Origin of the sequence: Pseudomonas reinekei (genome assembly GCF_001945365.1) — a bacterium.
GTDB lineage: Bacteria > Pseudomonadota > Gammaproteobacteria > Pseudomonadales > Pseudomonadaceae > Aquipseudomonas > Aquipseudomonas reinekei.
In genome coordinates this window covers 187,289-204,715 of record NZ_MSTQ01000005.1, presented here as the reverse complement: position 1 = coordinate 204,715, position 17,427 = coordinate 187,289, and the positions used below count along the sequence as shown (strand labels likewise).

Below are 17,427 nucleotides of genomic sequence, written 5' to 3'. Positions count from 1 at the left end.
CGCTGAATGTCTGTCGGTTGGCTGCGCGCCTGTGCGCTGGTGATGTTGGGGCTGTTCAGCGTGTCTGCGCTGGCCAAGGATAAAACCGCGATCGTGATCGGCGGCGGGGTCTCGGGCCTCACGGCGGCGTATGAGCTGCAGAACAAAGGCTGGCAGGTCACGCTGCTGGAAGCCAAATCGAGCCTGGGCGGTCGTTCCGGCATGGCCACCAGCGAGTGGATCGGCAACGACAAGGCTCAACCGGTCCTGAACAAGTACGTCTCGACGTTCAAGCTGAGCACCACACCGGCCCCTGAGTTCGTGCGGACTCCCGGCTACTTGATCGACGGCGTGTATTACACCGCTGCCGACCTGGCCACCAAGGATCCGACCACTGCCGAAGCGCTCAAACGCTACGAAAAGACCGTTGACGACCTCGCGCGCTCGATCGACGATCCGACGAACCCGTCGGCCAACAGCACCCTGCACGCTCTGGACCAGATCAACGTCTCCAACTGGCTGGATCGCCTGAGCCTGCCGGCCACTGCCCGTCAGCTGGTGAACCAGCAGATTCGTACCCGTTACGACGAACCTTCGCGCATCTCGCTGTTGTACTTCGCGCAGCAGAGCCGCGTGTATCGTGGCGTGTCCGACCGTGACCTGCGTGCGTCGCGTCTGGTCGGTGGCAGTCCGGTGCTGGCCCAGGCCTTCGTCAAACAACTGAAAACCATCAAGACCAGCTCGCCTGTCTCGGCGATTGTCCAGGACAAGGACAGCGTCACCGTCAAAGTCGGCAGCGTCGGTTATCAGGCGGACTACGTGGTGCTGGCCGTGCCATTACGCGCCCTGAACAAGATCCAGATGACTCCGGCGCTGGACGCCCAGCACCTGGCGGCAATCAAGGGCACCAACTACGGTTGGCGCGACCAGATCATGCTGAAGTTCAAAACGCCGGTATGGGAGCCCAAGGCTCGCATGTCCGGTGAAATCTACAGCAACACCGGTCTGGGCATGCTGTGGATCGAACCGGCCTTGAAGGGTGGCGCCAACGTGGTGATCAACCTGTCCGGCGACAACGCGCGGGTGATGCAGGCGTTCGGCGACAAGCAGATGGTTGACCAGGTGCTGATTCGCCTGCACGCGTTTTATCCACAGGCGCGTGGCTCGTTCACCGGTTATGAAATCCGTCGCTACAGCACCGACCCCTCGATGGGCGGCGCTTACCTGGCCTTTGGCCCGGGCCAGATCAGCAAGTTCTGGCGCCTGTGGGAACGCCCGATTCAACGCGTAGCCTTTGCTGGCGAACACACTGACGCCCTGTACCCGGGCACTCTGGAAGGTGCGTTGCGTTCCGGTCAGCGCGCGGCCAGCCAGGTTGAAGATCTGGCGGCGGGCAAATCCTTTGAACCGGCGAAGGCCGCTCCGGTAGCCGCTGCCGCTGCAGCCGGTGCGGTGGCGGCGAAGAAGGGTAACTTCTTCACCAACCTGTTCGGCGGCTCGGATGACGAGAAAAAGCCAGAACCGGTCAAGGCGCCAGAGCCTGTTGCACCGCCAGCTCCGGCGCCTGCTCCAGCCCCGGTCGCTGCCCCGGCACCGGTTGCAGCGCCGAAGCCTGCAACCCCGGTAAAAGCCGAGCCTGCGAAGAAGGCCCCGGCTAAAACCCCAGCCAAACCGGCGGCCAAAGCCGAGGCCAAAAAAGCGCCGGCCAAGGCTCCGGCAAAGAAGGCCGAGCCGGCGAAGAAGCCAGCGGCCAAACCGGCGGCGACTACTGAGACCAAGGCTCAGTAAAGCCCCGGTGTAAAAAAGCGCGGCCCGAGGGTCGCGCTTTTTTTTGCCGTCAGACATGAGACATTGCGACCAAATCTGTCAGGTCCTACAGGCCTCAGCGATACATCAGAGCGTTCCCACAAGCGAATCGGAAGGTAATGATAGGTAACGCTTGGCCTTGAGTTCTATGCTCTTCAGAAACGGGAGAGAACATGAAAAAACTGATAGTGATCATCCTTTTGATAAGCCTGTTCGGTTGTGCAAATGCCGAGCTGTTTCCTGGATGGGGTAGGGGGTACACCCATGGCCTGGCCTATACATGCCAGATCAATCCGTACGATCCTGACTGTCTACAGCCACCCCCCGTGTACCACAACTAGGCAGTGTGCAAGACAATGGTCCCGGGGATCGTTAACGTACAGGCGTAAAAAAAACGCGGCTCAGGACCGCGTTTTTTTACGCCTGAAAAAATCGAGAGCGAAATCGAATAAACCTTTCGATACAGGTGTTCACCGTTTTGTATTCACTTTTTTTCACAATTTGAGTTTTAATCTTTCCTTAACTTGCTTGCTCCAGGCTCTTGATCGTATTTATCGATATTTCAGAGCGAAATTTTCCGCTTTAATTCGATAGATAAATCGATAGTCTTGGGCCAGCACTTACAGGATCTAGGCAATGCAGCTACGTAACTCTACTTCCCGCTACGGCTGGGTCAGCATTTTCATGCACTGGGGCGTGGCGCTGGTGGTCGTTGGTCTGTTCGCGCTTGGACTGTGGATGGTCGGGCTCGACTACTACAGCACCTGGCGTAAAGACGCGCCGGACCTGCACAAGAGTATTGGCCTGGTGTTGCTGGGTGTGATGGTGCTGCGGGTGTTGTGGCGTTTTATCAGTCCGCCGCCACCGACCCTGTCCAGCTACAGCCGCATGACGCGCCTCGGCGCCAAGTTCGGCCATGGCTTTCTGTATCTCAGTCTGTTTGCTGTGATGGTTGCCGGCTACCTGATTTCCACCGCGGACGGTGTCGGTATTCCGGTGTTTGGCTTGTTTGAAGTACCTGCGCTGGTCTCCGGACTGCCGGACCAGGCAGATACCGCTGGCGTGATTCACTTCTACCTGGCGTGGGTGTTGGTAATTTTTTCCGGCCTCCATGCGTTGGCAGCATTGAAGCACCACTTTATTGACCGTGATGTGACCCTCAAGCGCATGCTGGGTCGCAAAGCCTGAAGTTCAACCTCGACTCCAAAGGAAAACAAAGCATGTTGAAAAAGACTCTGGCCGCTCTGGCAATCGGCTCCGCCCTGTTGTCCGCCGGTAACGTTATGGCCGCTGACTACGTCGTCGACAAAGAGGGCCAGCACGCCTTCGTTGACTTCAAAATCAGCCACCTGGGCTACAGCTACATCACCGGTACTTTCAAGGACATCGACGGCAAGTTCAGCTTCGACGCTGCCAAGCCTGAAGACAGCAAGATCGAGTTCAACGTCAACACCGCCAGCGTGTTCACCAATCATGCCGAGCGCGATAAGCACATCGCCAGCGGTGATTTCCTCAACGCGGGCAAGTTCGCCAAAGCCACCTTCGTTTCCACCAGCGTCAAATCCACCGGCAAGAACGCCGCTGGTAAAGACACTGCCGACGTGGCTGGCGACCTGACCATCGCAGGCGTGACCAAGCCAGTCGTGGTCAAGGCCACTTTCCTGGGTGAAGGCAAGGATCCATGGGGCGGCTACCGTGCCGGTTTCGAAGGCACCACCACCATCAAGCGCGCCGATTTCGGCAAGCAGAAAGACCTGGGCCCAGCGTCCGATGCAGTTGAGCTGTACGTATCCTTTGAAGGTGTGAAGGCGAAGTAATACTGAGAATGTAGGAGCCGGCTTGCTGGCGATAGCGTTTTTTGCAACACAGCAGAAACCGAGTCGCCCCAATCACCAGCAAACCGGCTCCTACAGCCCATAAAAAAATGCCCCGGTTCTCACGAACCGGGGCATTTTTTATTGCAGCAATTACTTAGCGATTGCGGGTCAGCAACGCCGGCTTTTCACCACGAGGACGGCTTGGCAGTTGATCGAGCTGCTCAGGGGTCGGGAAGCGGTCAGCCTTCGACTCCTTGTGCATGATCTTCGGCGCCGGACCACGCGGGTTCTGCACGGCCGGTTCGGAACGCGGCTGGTCGTCACGGGCCGGGCGACGGTTGCGCGAGTCTTCGCGACGGGCCTGGCCGTCACGTGGCGCACCATTGCGTGGGCCACTGCGCTTGGCAGGTGGTGTGCCGGTGCTGGCGCCATCGCTGTTGCGTGGACCGTTCTGACGGCCCTGTGGCTTGCCGCCGCGTGGTGCGCCGGAGCCCGCTGCCGCGCCTTGTGCCGGAGCACCCGGACGGCGGCCACGGCCTTGAGCCGGTTTTTGCTGCGGCACATAGTCGACGCGGTTACCGAAGTTATCGATATCGTCGTCCAGGAACTCGTCTGGAGCACGGTCAGCGGCAGCGCGCGGCGGCTGGCTTGGCTGACGCTGATCACGGGCCGGGGTGCCTTCGCGTGGCTTTTGCTGACGGGCTGGACGCTCGCCGCGTTCGCCCGACGCCGGTTTTTCCTTGCCCTTGTCCTTGCCCTTGTCTTTACGACCGCCACCGCCGCCACCGCCGTTCGGACCGTCGCCGCGCGGGCCACGTGGATTGCGCGGGTTGCGCATGTCCGGACGCTCGCGTGCTTCAGGCTTCTCGGCTTCTACGGCGCTGGCATCGAAGCCCATCAGGTCGCCGTCGGCGATTTTCTGCCTGGTCATGCGTTCGATGCTTTTCAGCAGTTTTTCTTCGTCCGGGGCGACCAGCGAAATCGCCTCGCCCGAACGACCGGCACGGCCGGTACGGCCGATGCGGTGCACGTAGTCTTCATCGACGTTCGGCAGCTCGAAGTTGACCACGTGAGGCAGCTGGTCGATGTCCAGGCCGCGAGCGGCGATGTCGGTGGCAACCAGGATGCGCACGGTGCCGGCCTTGAAGTCGGCCAGGGCTTTGGTGCGGGCGTTCTGGCTCTTGTTGCCGTGGATCGCGACGGCGCTCAGGCCGTGTTTGTCCAGGTACTCGGCCAGGCGGTTGGCGCCGTGTTTGGTGCGGGTGAACACCAGCACCTGTTCCCAGGCGCCTGCGGTGATCAGATGCGCCAGCAGCGAACGCTTGTGGCTGGCCGGCAGGCGGAACACGCGCTGTTCGATTCGCTCGACCGTGGTGTTCGGCGGCGTGACTTCGATGCGCTCCGGGTTGTGCAGCAGCTTGCCGGCGAGGTCGGTGATGTCTTTGGAGAAGGTCGCCGAGAACAACAGGTTCTGGCGCTTGGCCGGCAGACGGGCCAGGACTTTCTTCACGTCATGGACAAAGCCCATGTCGAGCATGCGGTCAGCTTCGTCCAGCACGAGGATTTCCACGTGGGACAGGTCGACGCTGCCTTGGCCGGCCAGGTCGAGCAAACGGCCAGGGCAAGCGACGAGTACGTCTACGCCACGGGACATGGCCTGAACCTGCGGGTTCATGCCGACGCCGCCGAAGATGCAGGCGCTGACGAACTTCAGGTCACGGGCATAGACCTTGAAGCTCTCATGCACTTGCGCCGCGAGTTCGCGAGTAGGGGTCAGGACCAGTACACGCGGTTGGCGCGGGCCGTGACGCTGGGATTTGTCCGGATGACCGTTGGGGAACAACCGCTCCAGGATCGGAAGGGCGAAACCGCCGGTTTTACCGGTACCTGTCTGTGCCGCAACCATCAGGTCGCGACCTTGCAACACGGCGGGAATGGCCCGCTGTTGCACCGGAGTAGGCTCGGTATAGCCCGCTGCCTCGATGGCGCGGACTAAAGCCTCGGAGAGACCGAGGGAAGCAAAGGACATGAGTAATCCTGTTCTAAGTTAGGGCTTGGCCCAATGGGAGTCTTGCCTGGCGCGAATAGCGTTTAAGAGGAACGCAATCCCGTCCGGTCCTGCTTCGGTCACGAAGGCTCGTCTGGAGCGCTCGCGCGGGCTGAAAAGCTGCGCTGTAGCGGGGCCGAGATACCTTTACGATTCCGAGCGTCCGGGCGTGAGCCTGGCGGGAACGCCGGAGTATAACAGAGCAATCACTGCGCGCCGCTTTCCTGCTGCTCAACGGTTTTGGCGGTGGTGGCCGTGGACCTTGCGGAGTTCAAGGCGTTCGGCGGCGCCGCGCCATAGCGGGCACTCAGCTCCGCGTAGGCCGGTTCGCGCTTGAAGCGCTTGAGTTCGGCGCCAAAGCGCTGCACCAGCAAGTCCATGCCGGCATTGCGGCGTACCGCCAGAAACTGGCTCTGCTGACTGATGATGGCCGGGTTTTCGGTGATCTTGTCGCGGATGTTCAGTTCATCGAGCAAATGCTGGCCGACCCGGCGGTCGGTGATCAACAGGTCGATCCGGCCGCGTACCAGCTTGCCGAAATTCGCTTCATGACTGGGGGCCGGTTCGCGAGTGAACAGCGTCGACTCCCGGAAGTCCTGGCTGTACAGGTAACCCGGCGAGGTGCCGATGGTCAGGCCGCGCAGTTCGTCGAGGGTGCTAAATGGATGAGGTCGGTCGTTGGCGTAGAACATCACGAACTGCACTTGCGACAACGGTTCGCTAGGGTAGAGCAGGGTCGCATCGCGCTCATCGCTGTGGAAAATGTCCAGCGCACCATCCGCCTGACCCGTTTCCAGCATCGACAGGCAGCGCTTCCATGGCAGGAATTGCCATTCCACTTCGATGCCCAGGCGCTTGAAGACAATGGCTGTGGTTTCGTAGTCCAGGCCCAGGGATTTGCCGTTTTCCTCGTACACGTAAGGAGCCCAGGGTTCAGTGACAATGCGCAGCTTCTCGCCTCGAGCGGCGAAGCTCAGGCAAGTAAAAAGCACAACGGTGAGCAACTGGGCAATGACGGGCATGGCCTGAGGTTAGTATGCCTATCGCCTAATGAGAAGCTCTGGCGTGCATGTTTAACCGCTGTGTTGAGCAGATTGCGCGCGATTTCTCTATTTGCTTGGTAAGTTGAGCAAATGTTCGTGTATCGCTGTGCGCCGCTGCCCAAGAATCAGTTTGACCAGGCCATTGGTGAGCCACTGCTCAAGCAAATGTTGGCAAACCGGGGTGCCAAGGCGTTCCTGCTGGTTTTGCAGGGCTTTTTCCCACCAGACCGGCCCGCAGGCTCTGTCGAATTCGTTGGGATGCTCGTAGCAGCCATAGAGAATTTCACGAATGAACTGACGCAGGTGTGCGGGCAGTGCCAGGGTGATGATCTTGTAAAGCATCCGCTGGGATCGTGGTGGCCGAGGAAGCTGGGCCGATACGTGACGGGTGTCATCCAACGCTTCCTGGCTGATCGGTTGCGCGGCGTGTTTGACCCCCCAGGCCTTGATCTTGGCCCTGAACAACTGCTTGCGGCTCCAGTAGTGATGGATCAGGTCCGGACACTTCTTGACCTCCAGTGTCCGATAGGCCGCCACCGACAGGCAGAACTCTTCGAGGGTGTAGGCACCTTGCGCGGACGGGAACAACTCGTCGATCAGCGCGATCGAGCGATCCAGCACATGAGCATCCTGGCGATGCAAACCGATGACGCCTGAGTTGAGCAGCATCATCTGGTCGTCAGCCAGGCCTTTTTCCATGAGCGTGGCCGACAGTGCGCTGTAGAGCACGTTTTCTTTATTGTTGCCGTAGTGGGTGTAGTAGTCATTACATAGCAGCGTGCCAGGATGCACGCGTTCAAACAGCTTGAGCGGCGAGCAGTGGAAGAACGTGTCGGTGTCGATCAGCAGCGCCGTTTCGGCCTCTTCGAGCACCGTGCGCAGAGCGACGTGCTTGGCGCGGAAATGATAGCCGTGGGGTTCGTTCCAGCGTCGGCGTGTCTCCTCGTCGAGGGCTCGCACGCGCACAGGCAGGTGTTTATAGGGCTGCGGGTTGTCGCTGAAAACTTGGATATCGAGCGCCGCATCGGGTGTTTCACGCAACCAGCTCAGGGCACTGGAGATACTGAACACGGCTTCCTGATGGTAAGTTTCGGAGCCGAAAACCAGGTAGACGAGTTGTGGGCGTGACGTCGAGGGCGCGGTCATCATTGAACTACAGCGTTCCGTGGATTCGTTTAAATGTAAAAAGCCCTCCGAAGAGGGCCTGTGTACCTGTGTGGAGACAATCAGCGTGGTAGCTTCAGGTTGTTCCACACGGCCAGGCTGGCTTCTGCCTGGTTCAGAGTATAGAAATGCAGGCCTGGTGCGCCACCTTGCAACAAGCGCTCACACATTTCGGTGATGACCTGCTCACCAAAGCGCTGAATGCTCTGGGTGTCGTCGCCGTACGCTTCCAGTTGCTTGCGGATCCAGCGCGGGATTTCCGCGCCGCAGGCATCGGAAAAGCGCGCCAGCTTGCTGTAGTTGGTGATCGGCATGATCCCCGGCACGATCGGGATATTCACGCCCAGCGCCCGCACACGCTCGACGAAATAAAAATAGCTGTCGGCGTTGAAGAAGTACTGGGTGATCGCACTGTCGGCGCCGGCGTTGGCCTTACGCACGAAATTGGCGATATCGTCTTCGAAATTGCGCGCCTGCGGATGCATTTCCGGGTAAGCGGCGACTTCAATGTGGAAATGGTCGGCGGTCTCTTCACGAATGAATTCAACCAGGTCATTGGCGTGGCGCATTTCGCCGCTGGCCATGCCCATGCCGGAAGGCAGGTCACCGCGCAGGGCAACGATACGCTTGATGCCGGCCGCCTTGTACTGGCTCAGCAGGCCGCGCAGGTCGTCCTTGCTGTCGCCTACGCAAGACAGATGTGGAGCGGCAGGAACTTTGACTTCGCTTTCCAGCTGCAAAACGGTGTTCAGCGTGCGATCACGGGTCGAACCGCCAGCGCCGTAGGTGCAGGAGAAGAAATCAGGGTTGTAAGTGGCCAACTGGCGAGCAGTGGCAAGCAGCTTTTCATGCCCAGCGTCGGTCTTCGTAGGGAAGAACTCGAAGCTGTAGCGACGATCTTGGGACATGGTCATATCCTTGGAAACGCGTAAGCCTGTGGGGCCATGTTGTCCGCAATTGCCAGCAAGCCGGCTCCTACAAGATTGACGTCGTACGGGTTATTCGCATACGACCGCTCCCTTGTAGGAGCCGGCTCGCTGGCGAAACAGGCGACGCGGTGTATCAGAACACCGCATCCCCGGTCCGCGAATCAGTAGCGGTAAGCGTGCGGCTTGAACGGACCTTCGACGGTCACGCCGATGTAGTCGGCCTGGGTCTTGGTCAGTTGAGTCACAACGCCGCCGAAGCCACGGACCATTTCCAGGGCCACTTCTTCGTCGAGTTTCTTCGGCAGTACTTCAACGGTCAGGCGCTCGGCTTTCTGGGCTGGCGACAGGTCGGCGTACTTCTGGCCGAACAGGAAGATCTGTGCCAGAACCTGGTTGGCGAACGAACCGTCCATGATGCGGCTTGGGTGGCCAGTGGCGTTGCCCAGGTTAACCAGACGGCCTTCAGCCAACAGGATCAGGTAGTCGTCGTTCTGGGCATCGAATGCGCCAGCGCCGGTACGGTGGATCTTGTGAACCTGAGGCTTCACTTCTTCCCATGCCCAGTTCTTGCGCATGAAAGCGGTGTCGATTTCGTTGTCGAAGTGGCCGATGTTGCAGACAACAGCACGCTTCTTCAGGGCTTTGAGCATGTTCGAGTCGCAAACATTGACGTTGCCGGTGGTGGTCACGATCAGGTCGATCTTGCCCAGCAGTGCCTTGTCGATGCTGGCTTCGGTGCCGTTGTTGATACCGTCGATGAACGGCGAAACCACTTCGAAACCGTCCATGCAGGCTTGCATGGCGCAGATCGGGTCGACTTCGGAGACTTTAACGATCATGCCTTCCTGACGCAGGGACTGAGCCGAGCCCTTGCCCACGTCGCCGTAACCGATGACCAGCGCTTGCTTGCCGGACAGCAGGTGGTCAGTACCACGCTTGATCGCATCGTTCAGGCTGTGACGGCAGCCGTACTTGTTGTCGTTCTTGCTCTTGGTGACCGAGTCGTTGACGTTGATGGCCGGGATTTTCAACTCGCCCTTGGCCAGCATGTCCAGCAAACGGTGTACGCCGGTGGTGGTTTCTTCGGTCACGCCGTGGACGCGATCCAGAACCTGCGGGTATTTCTTGTGCAGCAGCTCGGTCAGGTCGCCGCCGTCGTCGAGGATCATGTTGGCATCCCAAGGCGCGCCATCTTTGAGGATGGTTTGCTCCAGGCACCACTCGTACTCTTCTTCGGTTTCACCTTTCCAGGCGAAAACCGGGATGCCGGCAGCGGCGATGGCAGCAGCAGCCTGGTCTTGAGTCGAGAAAATGTTGCAGGACGACCAGCGTACTTCGGCACCCAGGGCAACCAGGGTTTCGATCAGCACGGCAGTCTGAATGGTCATGTGGATACAGCCGAGGATCTTCGCGCCCTTGAGCGGCTGCTCGGCGGAATACTTGTTGCGCAGGCCCATCAGTGCCGGCATTTCGGATTCGGCGATGATGGTCTCGCGACGGCCCCAGGCAGCCAGGGACATGTCGGCAACTTTGTAGTCGTTAAAATCTGCAGGCGTGATAACAGCGCTCATGAAGAGCCTCCATTCGTAATGTATGCGAATGGGCGCCGTTGTGCGTTTAGTGTCCGGCCATGAAAAGCCGGGCAACGCCCCATCCGAGCCTGACAGGTCTAGCCTGCTGCAGCGCCCCTCGGACAGGTGGCGGGAAAACGGTATCAATGGATCGTTACCGTTTTGAAACGGAGGCGATTATAGCGGGCTATGCTGATCTTCCAAAGCCTTTCTGTTGGTCATTGTCCGAACGGTAATCGAGGTCATAGACGATGTCTGATAGAGCTCCAGGTCGGGCTCTGACATGATGGTCAGCATCATTCGGCAAGACGCTCAGGAGTGACCATGAATTTCCACACCCGCAAATGGGTTAAACCCGAAGACCTCAACCCCAACGGTACGCTGTTCGGTGGCAGCCTGTTGCGCTGGCTCGACGAGGAAGCGGCGATCTACGCCATCGTCCAGTTGGGTAACCAGCGTGTGGTGACCAAGTACATTTCCGAAATCAACTTTGTCAGCGCCTCGCGCCAGGGCGACATCATCGAGCTGGGCATCACCGCCACCGAGTTCGGTCGCACCTCGATCACCCTCAAGTGCGAAGTGAGGAACAAGATCACCCGCAAAAGCATCCTGACGGTGGAGAAGATTGTCTTCGTCAATCTGGGTGAGGACGGACTGCCGGCGGCACACGGTCGGACCGAGATCAAATACGTCAAAGACCAGTTCAAGGATGAAGGCGCCGTCGAATAATGTGAGGACGACGAACGGAATCTGAGCCGCGCGGGTCGTAACTACATCGCACACCAGCGGTTCAGGAGTTCCATGGACACTAAAAAAGACGGCAAGACCCCCGACCTCTCGGCCAAAGAACAGCACGAGGTCGAAAAAAACCAGCCGCCACGGGCGGCGGTGTTGCACGAAATCATCCGTACCCAGGGTGATCAGGAACTGGAGCGTAGCGTCGCTGCGCTTTGGTGGTCAGCATTGGCCGCCGGTCTGACCATGGGGCTTTCGCTCATGGGCATGGGGTTGCTCAACTCCCGACTGCCGGACGGCGAAGGGTTCAAGGTGATCGCCAGTTTCGGCTATTGCGCCGGATTTCTCGCGGTGATTCTTGCGCGTCAGCAACTCTTCACCGAAAACACCCTGACCGCCGTGCTGCCGATCATGAGCAAGCCCACGCTTGGAAACTTCGGTCGTTTGCTGCGGCTGTGGGGGGTTGTTCTGGTGGGCAACCTCTGCGGCACCTTGTTGGTGGCTTACGTCATGCTGGAGTTGCCGATTTTCGACAGCAAGACCGACGTGGCCTTTCTCGACATCGGTCGCAAGGTCATGGAAAACGATCTCAGTCAGATGTTCGCCAAGGGCATCATCTCGGGCTGGATGATCGCCACCATGGTCTGGATGATCCCGTCCATGGAGAGTGCAAAGATGTGGATTATCATCCTCATCACCTATCTCATGGCTTTAGGGGATTTCACGCACATCGTGGTCGGTTCGCTGGAGGTCGGTTATCTGGTGTTTGCCGGCGAGCTGCCGTGGAAAGATTTTTGGCTGGTGTTTGCCGGGCCGACTCTGGCGGGGAACATTGTGGGTGGCAGCTTTATCTTCGCGTTGATCAGTCACGCGCAGATTCGCAGTGAAAGCGGTGCACCGAAAGACGACGGCACCAAGACTGCCCCGGACTCTCCCGATGAAACCCATGGGCTGTAAGGTCGAGCGAGGTAATAGGTTATTGCTCGCCCGACTCGGTCCTGTGTGACGTTTACTGGGCCGGAATCAGCCATGCCCGTGCTTGAGTGATGGTGATCGAATTGAATGGGATCGACGAATTCAGAAGGCTGCGCGAGATATATCGTTCAGCAATCCGATTGAGTACAGCGTTAAAGCCCGCGGGATTCGTCGACTCGCGCAATTCGAGTATTGCCTTGTTTAGCAGCTTGACGTTCGAATCAGGCTGGCCCTGACGGTATAGGGAAGGATAGATCACTTCACGGATGAAGTTTTCGGCCTTGGTCTTGATGTCGCGCACACCCATTTCCTCGATCGCCGGCGTCATCACCACGGATTTTGGTCCTGCCAGCTGGGCATCCATGCGTTTAACGGCTTGTAGCAGCTCCATGAAATCTGCAGCGTTGCCATGGTTGAGTTTCTTTGCCAGCCATTCAATTTTCCCCGGCCTGTCGGCGAGTTGATCGAGACGGCCAATGGCATCTTTCAGTGGCGCAGTGAGTTCGAGCCTTTCAGAGCCAATGGCTTTCGCTTCGATCAGCGCCTTGCGCAACTCGGCCAATGTCTGTTGCGCCGTCTGGCGAAACTCAATGGCCTGCGCGCAACCCGGATCACTGTTCAACTCGGTTGCCACTGCGTCGAACAATCGGTCATCGAGGGCGAGCAGGGCACCGCCGATTGAATTGAACGTGTAGGTTTCGCTGTGTTCATGGCGCCTCAGGTGATCACCCACTGCAACCTCCAGTTTTTGTTGCAGGTGGTTTTTATGTTTCAGCGGCATGCTGAAGTTGACGGTGCCGTTGAGTGTCCCGGTAAAGTCACCTTTCACAGTATTCAATGGAACGATGACGGTCTGCTCTTCAAAGCGTTTGATGCCGCTCGTTTCATAGGCATATCGAGCTGAGTAGTCCACGCCGACGAATTTATCGGCCAGTTTCGAGCCAAAGGTTCCGCGAGCTTTTTTTGTGCCGTCATTCCCGCCCTCGAATATGAGAATCAATTGATCGCGTTCGGGAATCGGGCTCATCGGAAATTGCAGTTCGTAAAGATCCGCGACCGGGGTGTTGAGCATGATTCCGCCGTCCTGGAAGGCGGTCAGCTCTGCGTCAGTCTGGAAGGGCAATCCCTGTTCCGAAGGCTGTTGGAAAACGACGGGCAGCGAGCCTGAAATATGGGCGGCGCGGGCCACGTCCCTGTCCGGAGTCAGGCTGGCGTTGAACACCACCATTTGTGGCCGGCCGTCGAACATGGCCGTTCCGGTGATATGCAGTAGCTTGATTTCCGGCATTTCCTTGCTCAGTGTCGCCAGATCACCGAATGTCACGAAGCCTTTGGTTTTTATGTGTTCTACGCAGTCTCTGCTTTCCTGCGAAAGCTGTCGTTGTGGGTCGCCAGGAGCCTGTTTGGCGCGCGACTGAATCGATTCCACCATTTTCTCTTGAAGCAGTTGTTCCAGCGGCACGGCTTTGGACTGAAGGCGAGGCATCAGATCGAACAACAGCCGTCCTATGGTGCCCGTCTTTCCCGGGATCCTGGCGATGCCTTTGCCAATCGCGGAACTGACATGCTGTATCGGTCCCAGAACCTTGTTGTGGCTGTCGAGCAGCGCTACGAGGTTGGTCTCGTCGGACATCTTGTCGAAGTCCGCGTGAGTCATGCCGCTGGCCAGGAACGCTGCCGAAATAGCGCCGGCCGATGAACCGGAAATGCTTTTTACTTTGCCCAGCGCCCCATGATCTTCCATGGCTTTCACCATCCCTGAGAACGCCACGCCCTTTGCTCCACCGCCGCTAAGCACCAGATGTTCGATGTCGGGGAGGTTGAGGTCCATTTCGACCACCGCATTTTCAAAGCGACGGATCGTCAGGCCCCGGTCGCCGAGGGATTGCACCAGCGTTTCAGATTTGCCTTGGCCGATTCGAATGTTATCCCGCTTGAAATCACCCCAATCAATGTCGTTCGTTTCTGTCGGTGTGTGACTTCCCGGGATGGCTGGAGAACTGGGTGTGGGCATTGCAGAGTTGATACTGATCATGGCCGTCTCTTCCTTTGAGAACGATTGCAGAAGAGGCACTTTACGAGATTCGAGGGGGGAAGGGCGCGGGTTAACGGCCTGAGACAAAGATCTGAAGATGCGTGTCGAATCGACGGGGAAAGACTGAAAAGGCTCTGGAATGAGCCTTCTAGTTGGGGATAAAAAGTCGGTGTCAGGGGCTGAGGAAACTTCATACGACTCGCGTCTGAATTGCCCGGGCCTCTCATTCCGGTTTTCTCGTCGCTATTTCACCGGCCATTTCTGGCGCAGCGGCATTGCGCCGCTGCGGATAAATGAAAAACAGGGCCAACAGCACGTTGGCCTTGCTTTGCGTGGCATGTTGGCGGTGCCGACCGCGAGGATCGGCGCCCCGAACACTACGCCCAGGGCATAGCCGGTGATCAGCTGCCCGGCGTGGGGAATGCTCACGGCAAGGTCGCGGGCGACATCGGGGAACAGGCCCATGATGACGAATTCAGTGGTGCCGATGCCGAACGCGGCAACAGCGAGGGCGAGCAAAGCGAGTGGCATGCGCAAGGTCTCTGTCGTTAGTCTTGATGCTTTGATCAGGCATACGCATGCAGGGGGCCGTTCTCGATGAGAGCAGGCCAAGGCGGTTTTTATTTTATTGGAATGAGTCTGTGTGCAACTGAGTGCGGCGCGCTCGCTTGCACTATAAACAGCCACTGACATATGGCGAATCAATTTCCTGTCAATAAGGAGTGTGCCGTGCTTGCGACGGCGTTGGTGTTGGTGGCGGCGCTGTTGCATGCGGCGTGGAATACCCTGATCAAATTCAGTGCCGAACGGCTGTTGGTCGTGGCCTGCATGGACAGCGTGGCTCTGCTGTTTGTCGTGGTGATGCTGCCGTTCGTGGCGTTGCCGCCGCTGGATATGTGGCCGTGGATTCTGGCCTCGGCGGCATTCGAGTTGCTCTACCGCTATTTGCTTATCCAGGCGTATCGGGTCGGTGACCTCGGGCTGGTCTATCCGCTGATGCGCGGGCTGTCCCCCCTGGTGGTGCTGGCGCTGACGCTGATCTTTGCGGGTGAGGTGCTGACCAACCAGCAGATCTTCGGAATTCTGTTGATCCCGCTCGGCATGCTGTGCCTGCTTTGGCAGGGCGGCGGCGGGCCCCGCCTGCCGTGGTCGATGCTGCCGTTGGTGGCGTTGATCGGCCTGTGCATCGGTTGCTACACCTTCATCGACGGTCAGGCGTTGCGGCGCTGGTCACACCCGCTCGATTATCTGGTCTGGGTGACGCTGCTCAGCGTCTGGCCGTTTCCTTTGCTGGCCTGGGTGCGGAAACGGCCGGCGTTCAGGTTGTTCTGGCGCGAGCAGTGGCGGCTGGGGTTGGCTGTCGGTTTTTGCGTGTTGTTCAGCTACGCTCTGGTGCTGTGGGCCATGCAGTTGGGGTCGATTGCAGAAGCGGCGGCGCTGCGCGAGATCAGCGTGATACTGGTCGTGTTGTTTGGCATGCGCTACCTGAAAGAACCTTTTGGCGGACCGCGCCTCTTAGCTTGTGGGCTGGTGTTGATCGGCCTATTGGTCATGAAGTTTTGACTGTTCTGAAACGTGGAAAAGGGACTGTTTTATGAATGTTGCTCTGTGGTGCATTTTGATCGCGATTTTCCTGCCCTACATCTGCACGGGCATCGCCAAGGCCAGTGGCGGATATCGTCTGAGTGACAACCATGATCCCCGGGACTTTCTCGAGTCGCTCAATGGTTTGGCCCGGCGCGCGCATGCGGCGCAACTGAACAGTTTTGAAGTGACTCCGGCGTTCGCGGCGGCAGTGATCGTTGCGCACCTGGTGGGCAATGCGGAATTGGTGACGATCAATGTGTTGGCGGTGCTGTTCATCACCAGTCGGCTGTTGTACATCATTTGCTATCTGGCGGACTGGGCGATTTTGCGCTCGTTGGTGTGGTTTGTGGGGATGGGCTTGATCGTCAGCTTTTTTGTGGTGTCGGTCTGAAAGAGCGGCGCTGAAAAAGTAGACCCGTAGGAGCCGGCTTGCCGGCTCCTGCAAATCTCACGGGTTCACGGGTTATTTTTCTGCATCCGGGACCTGCGGCACTTGTGGCAACGCCGCGCCCTTTGGCCACAGCATCCAGATCTGCCCCTGTTGCTTCATGTCCCCAGCCAGTTGCCCGGCGGCCTCGCCAGTGCCCCAGAACAGATCCGCGCGCACTTCGCCGGCAATCGCACCGCCGGTGTCCTGTGCCGCCACCGGCCGAACCAGCGCGGTACCGTCCGGCTTGGTGGTCGATAACCACAGCAGGCTGCCCAGCGGAATCACTTTGCGATCCACGGCGGCGCTGTAGCCAGCCGTCAGCGGTACGTTGAGCGAGCCGCGAGGGCCTTCATTGCTGTCCGGATTACGGGTGAAGAACACGTAGCTCGGGTTGCTGCCGAGCAGTTCCGGAATGCGCGAAGGATTGGCTTTCGCCCAGTCGCTGATCGTACCCATGGTCACGTCTTCTTTCTTCAGTTCGCCTTGTTCCACCAGCCAGCGGCCGATGGGGCGATACGGGTGGCCATTCTGGTCGGCGTAAGCGATGCGCAGTTGGCGGCCACTGTCGAGCTGGATGCGACCGGAACCCTGGATTTGCAGAAATTGCAGGTTCATCGGATCGGTCAGCCAGGCCACTACGGGGGCCTTGACCCCTTTGGATTCGATTGTCGCGGCATCGTCGTACGGCTTGAGCACGCGGCCTTCGAGTCGACCGCGCAGGCGCTTGCCTTTGAGTTCCGGGTAAATGCTGTCGAGGGAGACGATGATCATGTCTTCCGGGACGCCATACACCGGCACATTGGCAACGCTGGTTTGGGTCAGGCTGCCGGGGTAGACCGGTTCGTAGTAACCGGTGATCAAACCGTCGGGATTGTCATTGGCAGCGCGCAGGCCGTAGACATCGAGGTTCTGCTTGAGAAAGCCGCGAATCTCACTGGCGGTTTGCGGCACATTGGCGGCCGCGGCGCAGGTGCCGCCCCAGACCGGGTCGGCCTTGAGCCGGTTGCACGCGCTGCGCCACGAACCGAAACCGGCGACGAGGTCGCTATCGGACACCGCCGGCAGGGCGTCCCATGTGGCACTGGAGTAAGTGGCCAACGCATGGGTTTTCGGTTGTTGCTTGTCGCCACCGGTGCAGCCTGCGAGCAGGGCCACCATCGGCAGGGTCCAGGTCAAGCTGTGGCGCCATGCCTTGAAACGGCTGTTCATGGAGTGATTCCTTTGCCGGTTGCGTGAGTGCTCCATGCGCTCATACAACCCATATTGATAATAGGGCTATTGGTGTTTGCCGAGGACGCGGGGATACTGG

General features: G+C 58.9%; 14 protein-coding genes, 1 pseudogene and 1 riboswitch. Of the genes and pseudogenes, 7 read left to right on the top strand and 8 right to left on the bottom strand.

Annotated elements, in window-relative coordinates; genetic code table 11:
• Positions 1 to 6 precede the first annotated feature (6 nt).
• From BVK86_RS09995 to BVK86_RS09985, 3 genes are all read left to right on the top strand, one after another.
• Positions 7 to 1,767: a flavin monoamine oxidase family protein gene (locus BVK86_RS09995; protein WP_075946282.1), complete on the top strand. Its 1,761-nt coding sequence runs from the start codon at positions 7 to 9 to the stop codon at positions 1,765 to 1,767.
• A gap of 654 nt (positions 1,768 to 2,421) precedes the next feature.
• On the top strand, positions 2,422 to 2,973 hold the full coding sequence (locus BVK86_RS09990) for a cytochrome b (protein ID WP_075946281.1): 552 nt from the start codon (positions 2,422 to 2,424) through the stop codon (positions 2,971 to 2,973).
• Between the two features lie 32 nt (positions 2,974 to 3,005).
• Positions 3,006 to 3,602, top strand: coding sequence for a YceI family protein (locus BVK86_RS09985; protein ID WP_075946280.1), 597 nt, complete (start codon positions 3,006 to 3,008; stop codon positions 3,600 to 3,602).
• A 154-nt stretch (positions 3,603 to 3,756) separates the two neighbouring features.
• Here the strand turns inward: BVK86_RS09985 and rhlE2 are convergent, their stop codons facing one another.
• The 5 genes from rhlE2 to ahcY all read right to left on the bottom strand — a co-directional run bounded on the left by rhlE2 (position 3,757) and on the right by ahcY (position 10,356).
• Complete coding sequence (gene rhlE2, locus BVK86_RS09980; RefSeq protein ID WP_075946279.1) at positions 3,757 to 5,631, bottom strand: RNA helicase RhlE2; 1,875 nt, start codon at positions 5,629 to 5,631, stop codon at positions 3,757 to 3,759.
• A gap of 224 nt (positions 5,632 to 5,855) precedes the next feature.
• A complete protein-coding gene (locus BVK86_RS09975) occupies positions 5,856 to 6,671 on the bottom strand; it encodes a substrate-binding periplasmic protein (RefSeq protein ID WP_075946278.1) in 816 nt (271 codons plus the stop codon).
• Between the two features lie 87 nt (positions 6,672 to 6,758).
• Positions 6,759 to 7,841: a hypothetical protein gene (locus BVK86_RS09970; protein WP_075946277.1), complete on the bottom strand. Its 1,083-nt coding sequence runs from the start codon at positions 7,839 to 7,841 to the stop codon at positions 6,759 to 6,761.
• Between the two features lie 77 nt (positions 7,842 to 7,918).
• Positions 7,919 to 8,764 (bottom strand): methylenetetrahydrofolate reductase [NAD(P)H], encoded by an 846-nt coding sequence (gene metF, locus BVK86_RS09965; RefSeq protein WP_075946276.1) that lies wholly within the window; start codon positions 8,762 to 8,764, stop codon positions 7,919 to 7,921.
• A 182-nt stretch (positions 8,765 to 8,946) separates the two neighbouring features.
• Positions 8,947 to 10,356, bottom strand: coding sequence for an adenosylhomocysteinase (gene ahcY, locus BVK86_RS09960; protein ID WP_075946275.1), 1,410 nt, complete (start codon positions 10,354 to 10,356; stop codon positions 8,947 to 8,949).
• A 23-nt stretch (positions 10,357 to 10,379) separates the two neighbouring features.
• Positions 10,380 to 10,482, bottom strand: a riboswitch (S-adenosyl-L-homocysteine riboswitch).
• 198 nt (positions 10,483 to 10,680) lie between these two features.
• Here ahcY and BVK86_RS09955 point away from each other — a divergent pair.
• Together BVK86_RS09955 and BVK86_RS09950 are read left to right on the top strand one after the other, a co-directional pair.
• Positions 10,681 to 11,085, top strand: a complete 405-nt coding sequence (locus BVK86_RS09955; protein ID WP_075946274.1) for an acyl-CoA thioesterase — start codon at positions 10,681 to 10,683, stop codon at positions 11,083 to 11,085.
• 72 nt (positions 11,086 to 11,157) lie between these two features.
• Positions 11,158 to 12,048: a formate/nitrite transporter family protein gene (locus tag BVK86_RS09950; protein WP_075946273.1), complete on the top strand. Its 891-nt coding sequence runs from the start codon at positions 11,158 to 11,160 to the stop codon at positions 12,046 to 12,048.
• Between the two features lie 52 nt (positions 12,049 to 12,100).
• On the opposite strand, the gene BVK86_RS09945 is transcribed toward BVK86_RS09950, so the two are convergent.
• Together BVK86_RS09945 and BVK86_RS09940 are read right to left on the bottom strand one after the other, a co-directional pair.
• Positions 12,101 to 14,101, bottom strand: coding sequence for a patatin-like phospholipase family protein (locus tag BVK86_RS09945; protein WP_083659317.1), 2,001 nt, complete (start codon positions 14,099 to 14,101; stop codon positions 12,101 to 12,103).
• A gap of 324 nt (positions 14,102 to 14,425) precedes the next feature.
• Positions 14,426 to 14,632, bottom strand: a pseudogene (locus BVK86_RS09940) (MFS transporter); the annotation flags it as partial.
• A 198-nt stretch (positions 14,633 to 14,830) separates the two neighbouring features.
• Between BVK86_RS09940 and BVK86_RS09935 the strand changes: the two are divergent.
• Together BVK86_RS09935 and BVK86_RS09930 are read left to right on the top strand one after the other, a co-directional pair.
• Positions 14,831 to 15,664: an EamA family transporter gene (locus tag BVK86_RS09935; protein ID WP_075946271.1), complete on the top strand. Its 834-nt coding sequence runs from the start codon at positions 14,831 to 14,833 to the stop codon at positions 15,662 to 15,664.
• A gap of 31 nt (positions 15,665 to 15,695) precedes the next feature.
• Positions 15,696 to 16,079, top strand: a complete 384-nt coding sequence (locus tag BVK86_RS09930; protein WP_075946270.1) for an MAPEG family protein — start codon at positions 15,696 to 15,698, stop codon at positions 16,077 to 16,079.
• Between the two features lie 72 nt (positions 16,080 to 16,151).
• On the opposite strand, the gene mltA is transcribed toward BVK86_RS09930, so the two are convergent.
• Entirely contained in the window at positions 16,152 to 17,327 is a 1,176-nt protein-coding gene (gene mltA / locus BVK86_RS09925) for a murein transglycosylase A (RefSeq protein ID WP_075946269.1), read from the bottom strand.
• Positions 17,328 to 17,427: the final 100 nt, after the last annotated feature.

Coding starts and splice junctions, on each gene's coding strand:
- BVK86_RS09995 (WP_075946282.1), top strand. CDS start 7: ATGTCTGTCGGTTGGCTGCGCGCCTGTGCGCTGGTGATGTTGGGGCTG.
- BVK86_RS09990 (WP_075946281.1), top strand. CDS start 2,422: ATGCAGCTACGTAACTCTACTTCCCGCTACGGCTGGGTCAGCATTTTC.
- BVK86_RS09985 (WP_075946280.1), top strand. CDS start 3,006: ATGTTGAAAAAGACTCTGGCCGCTCTGGCAATCGGCTCCGCCCTGTTG.
- rhlE2 (WP_075946279.1), bottom strand. CDS start 5,631: ATGTCCTTTGCTTCCCTCGGTCTCTCCGAGGCTTTAGTCCGCGCCATC.
- BVK86_RS09975 (WP_075946278.1), bottom strand. CDS start 6,671: ATGCCCGTCATTGCCCAGTTGCTCACCGTTGTGCTTTTTACTTGCCTG.
- BVK86_RS09970 (WP_075946277.1), bottom strand. CDS start 7,841: ATGATGACCGCGCCCTCGACGTCACGCCCACAACTCGTCTACCTGGTT.
- metF (WP_075946276.1), bottom strand. CDS start 8,764: ATGTCCCAAGATCGTCGCTACAGCTTCGAGTTCTTCCCTACGAAGACC.
- ahcY (WP_075946275.1), bottom strand. CDS start 10,356: ATGAGCGCTGTTATCACGCCTGCAGATTTTAACGACTACAAAGTTGCC.
- BVK86_RS09955 (WP_075946274.1), top strand. CDS start 10,681: ATGAATTTCCACACCCGCAAATGGGTTAAACCCGAAGACCTCAACCCC.
- BVK86_RS09950 (WP_075946273.1), top strand. CDS start 11,158: ATGGACACTAAAAAAGACGGCAAGACCCCCGACCTCTCGGCCAAAGAA.
- BVK86_RS09945 (WP_083659317.1), bottom strand. CDS start 14,101: ATGATCAGTATCAACTCTGCAATGCCCACACCCAGTTCTCCAGCCATC.
- BVK86_RS09930 (WP_075946270.1), top strand. CDS start 15,696: ATGAATGTTGCTCTGTGGTGCATTTTGATCGCGATTTTCCTGCCCTAC.
- mltA (WP_075946269.1), bottom strand. CDS start 17,327: ATGAACAGCCGTTTCAAGGCATGGCGCCACAGCTTGACCTGGACCCTG.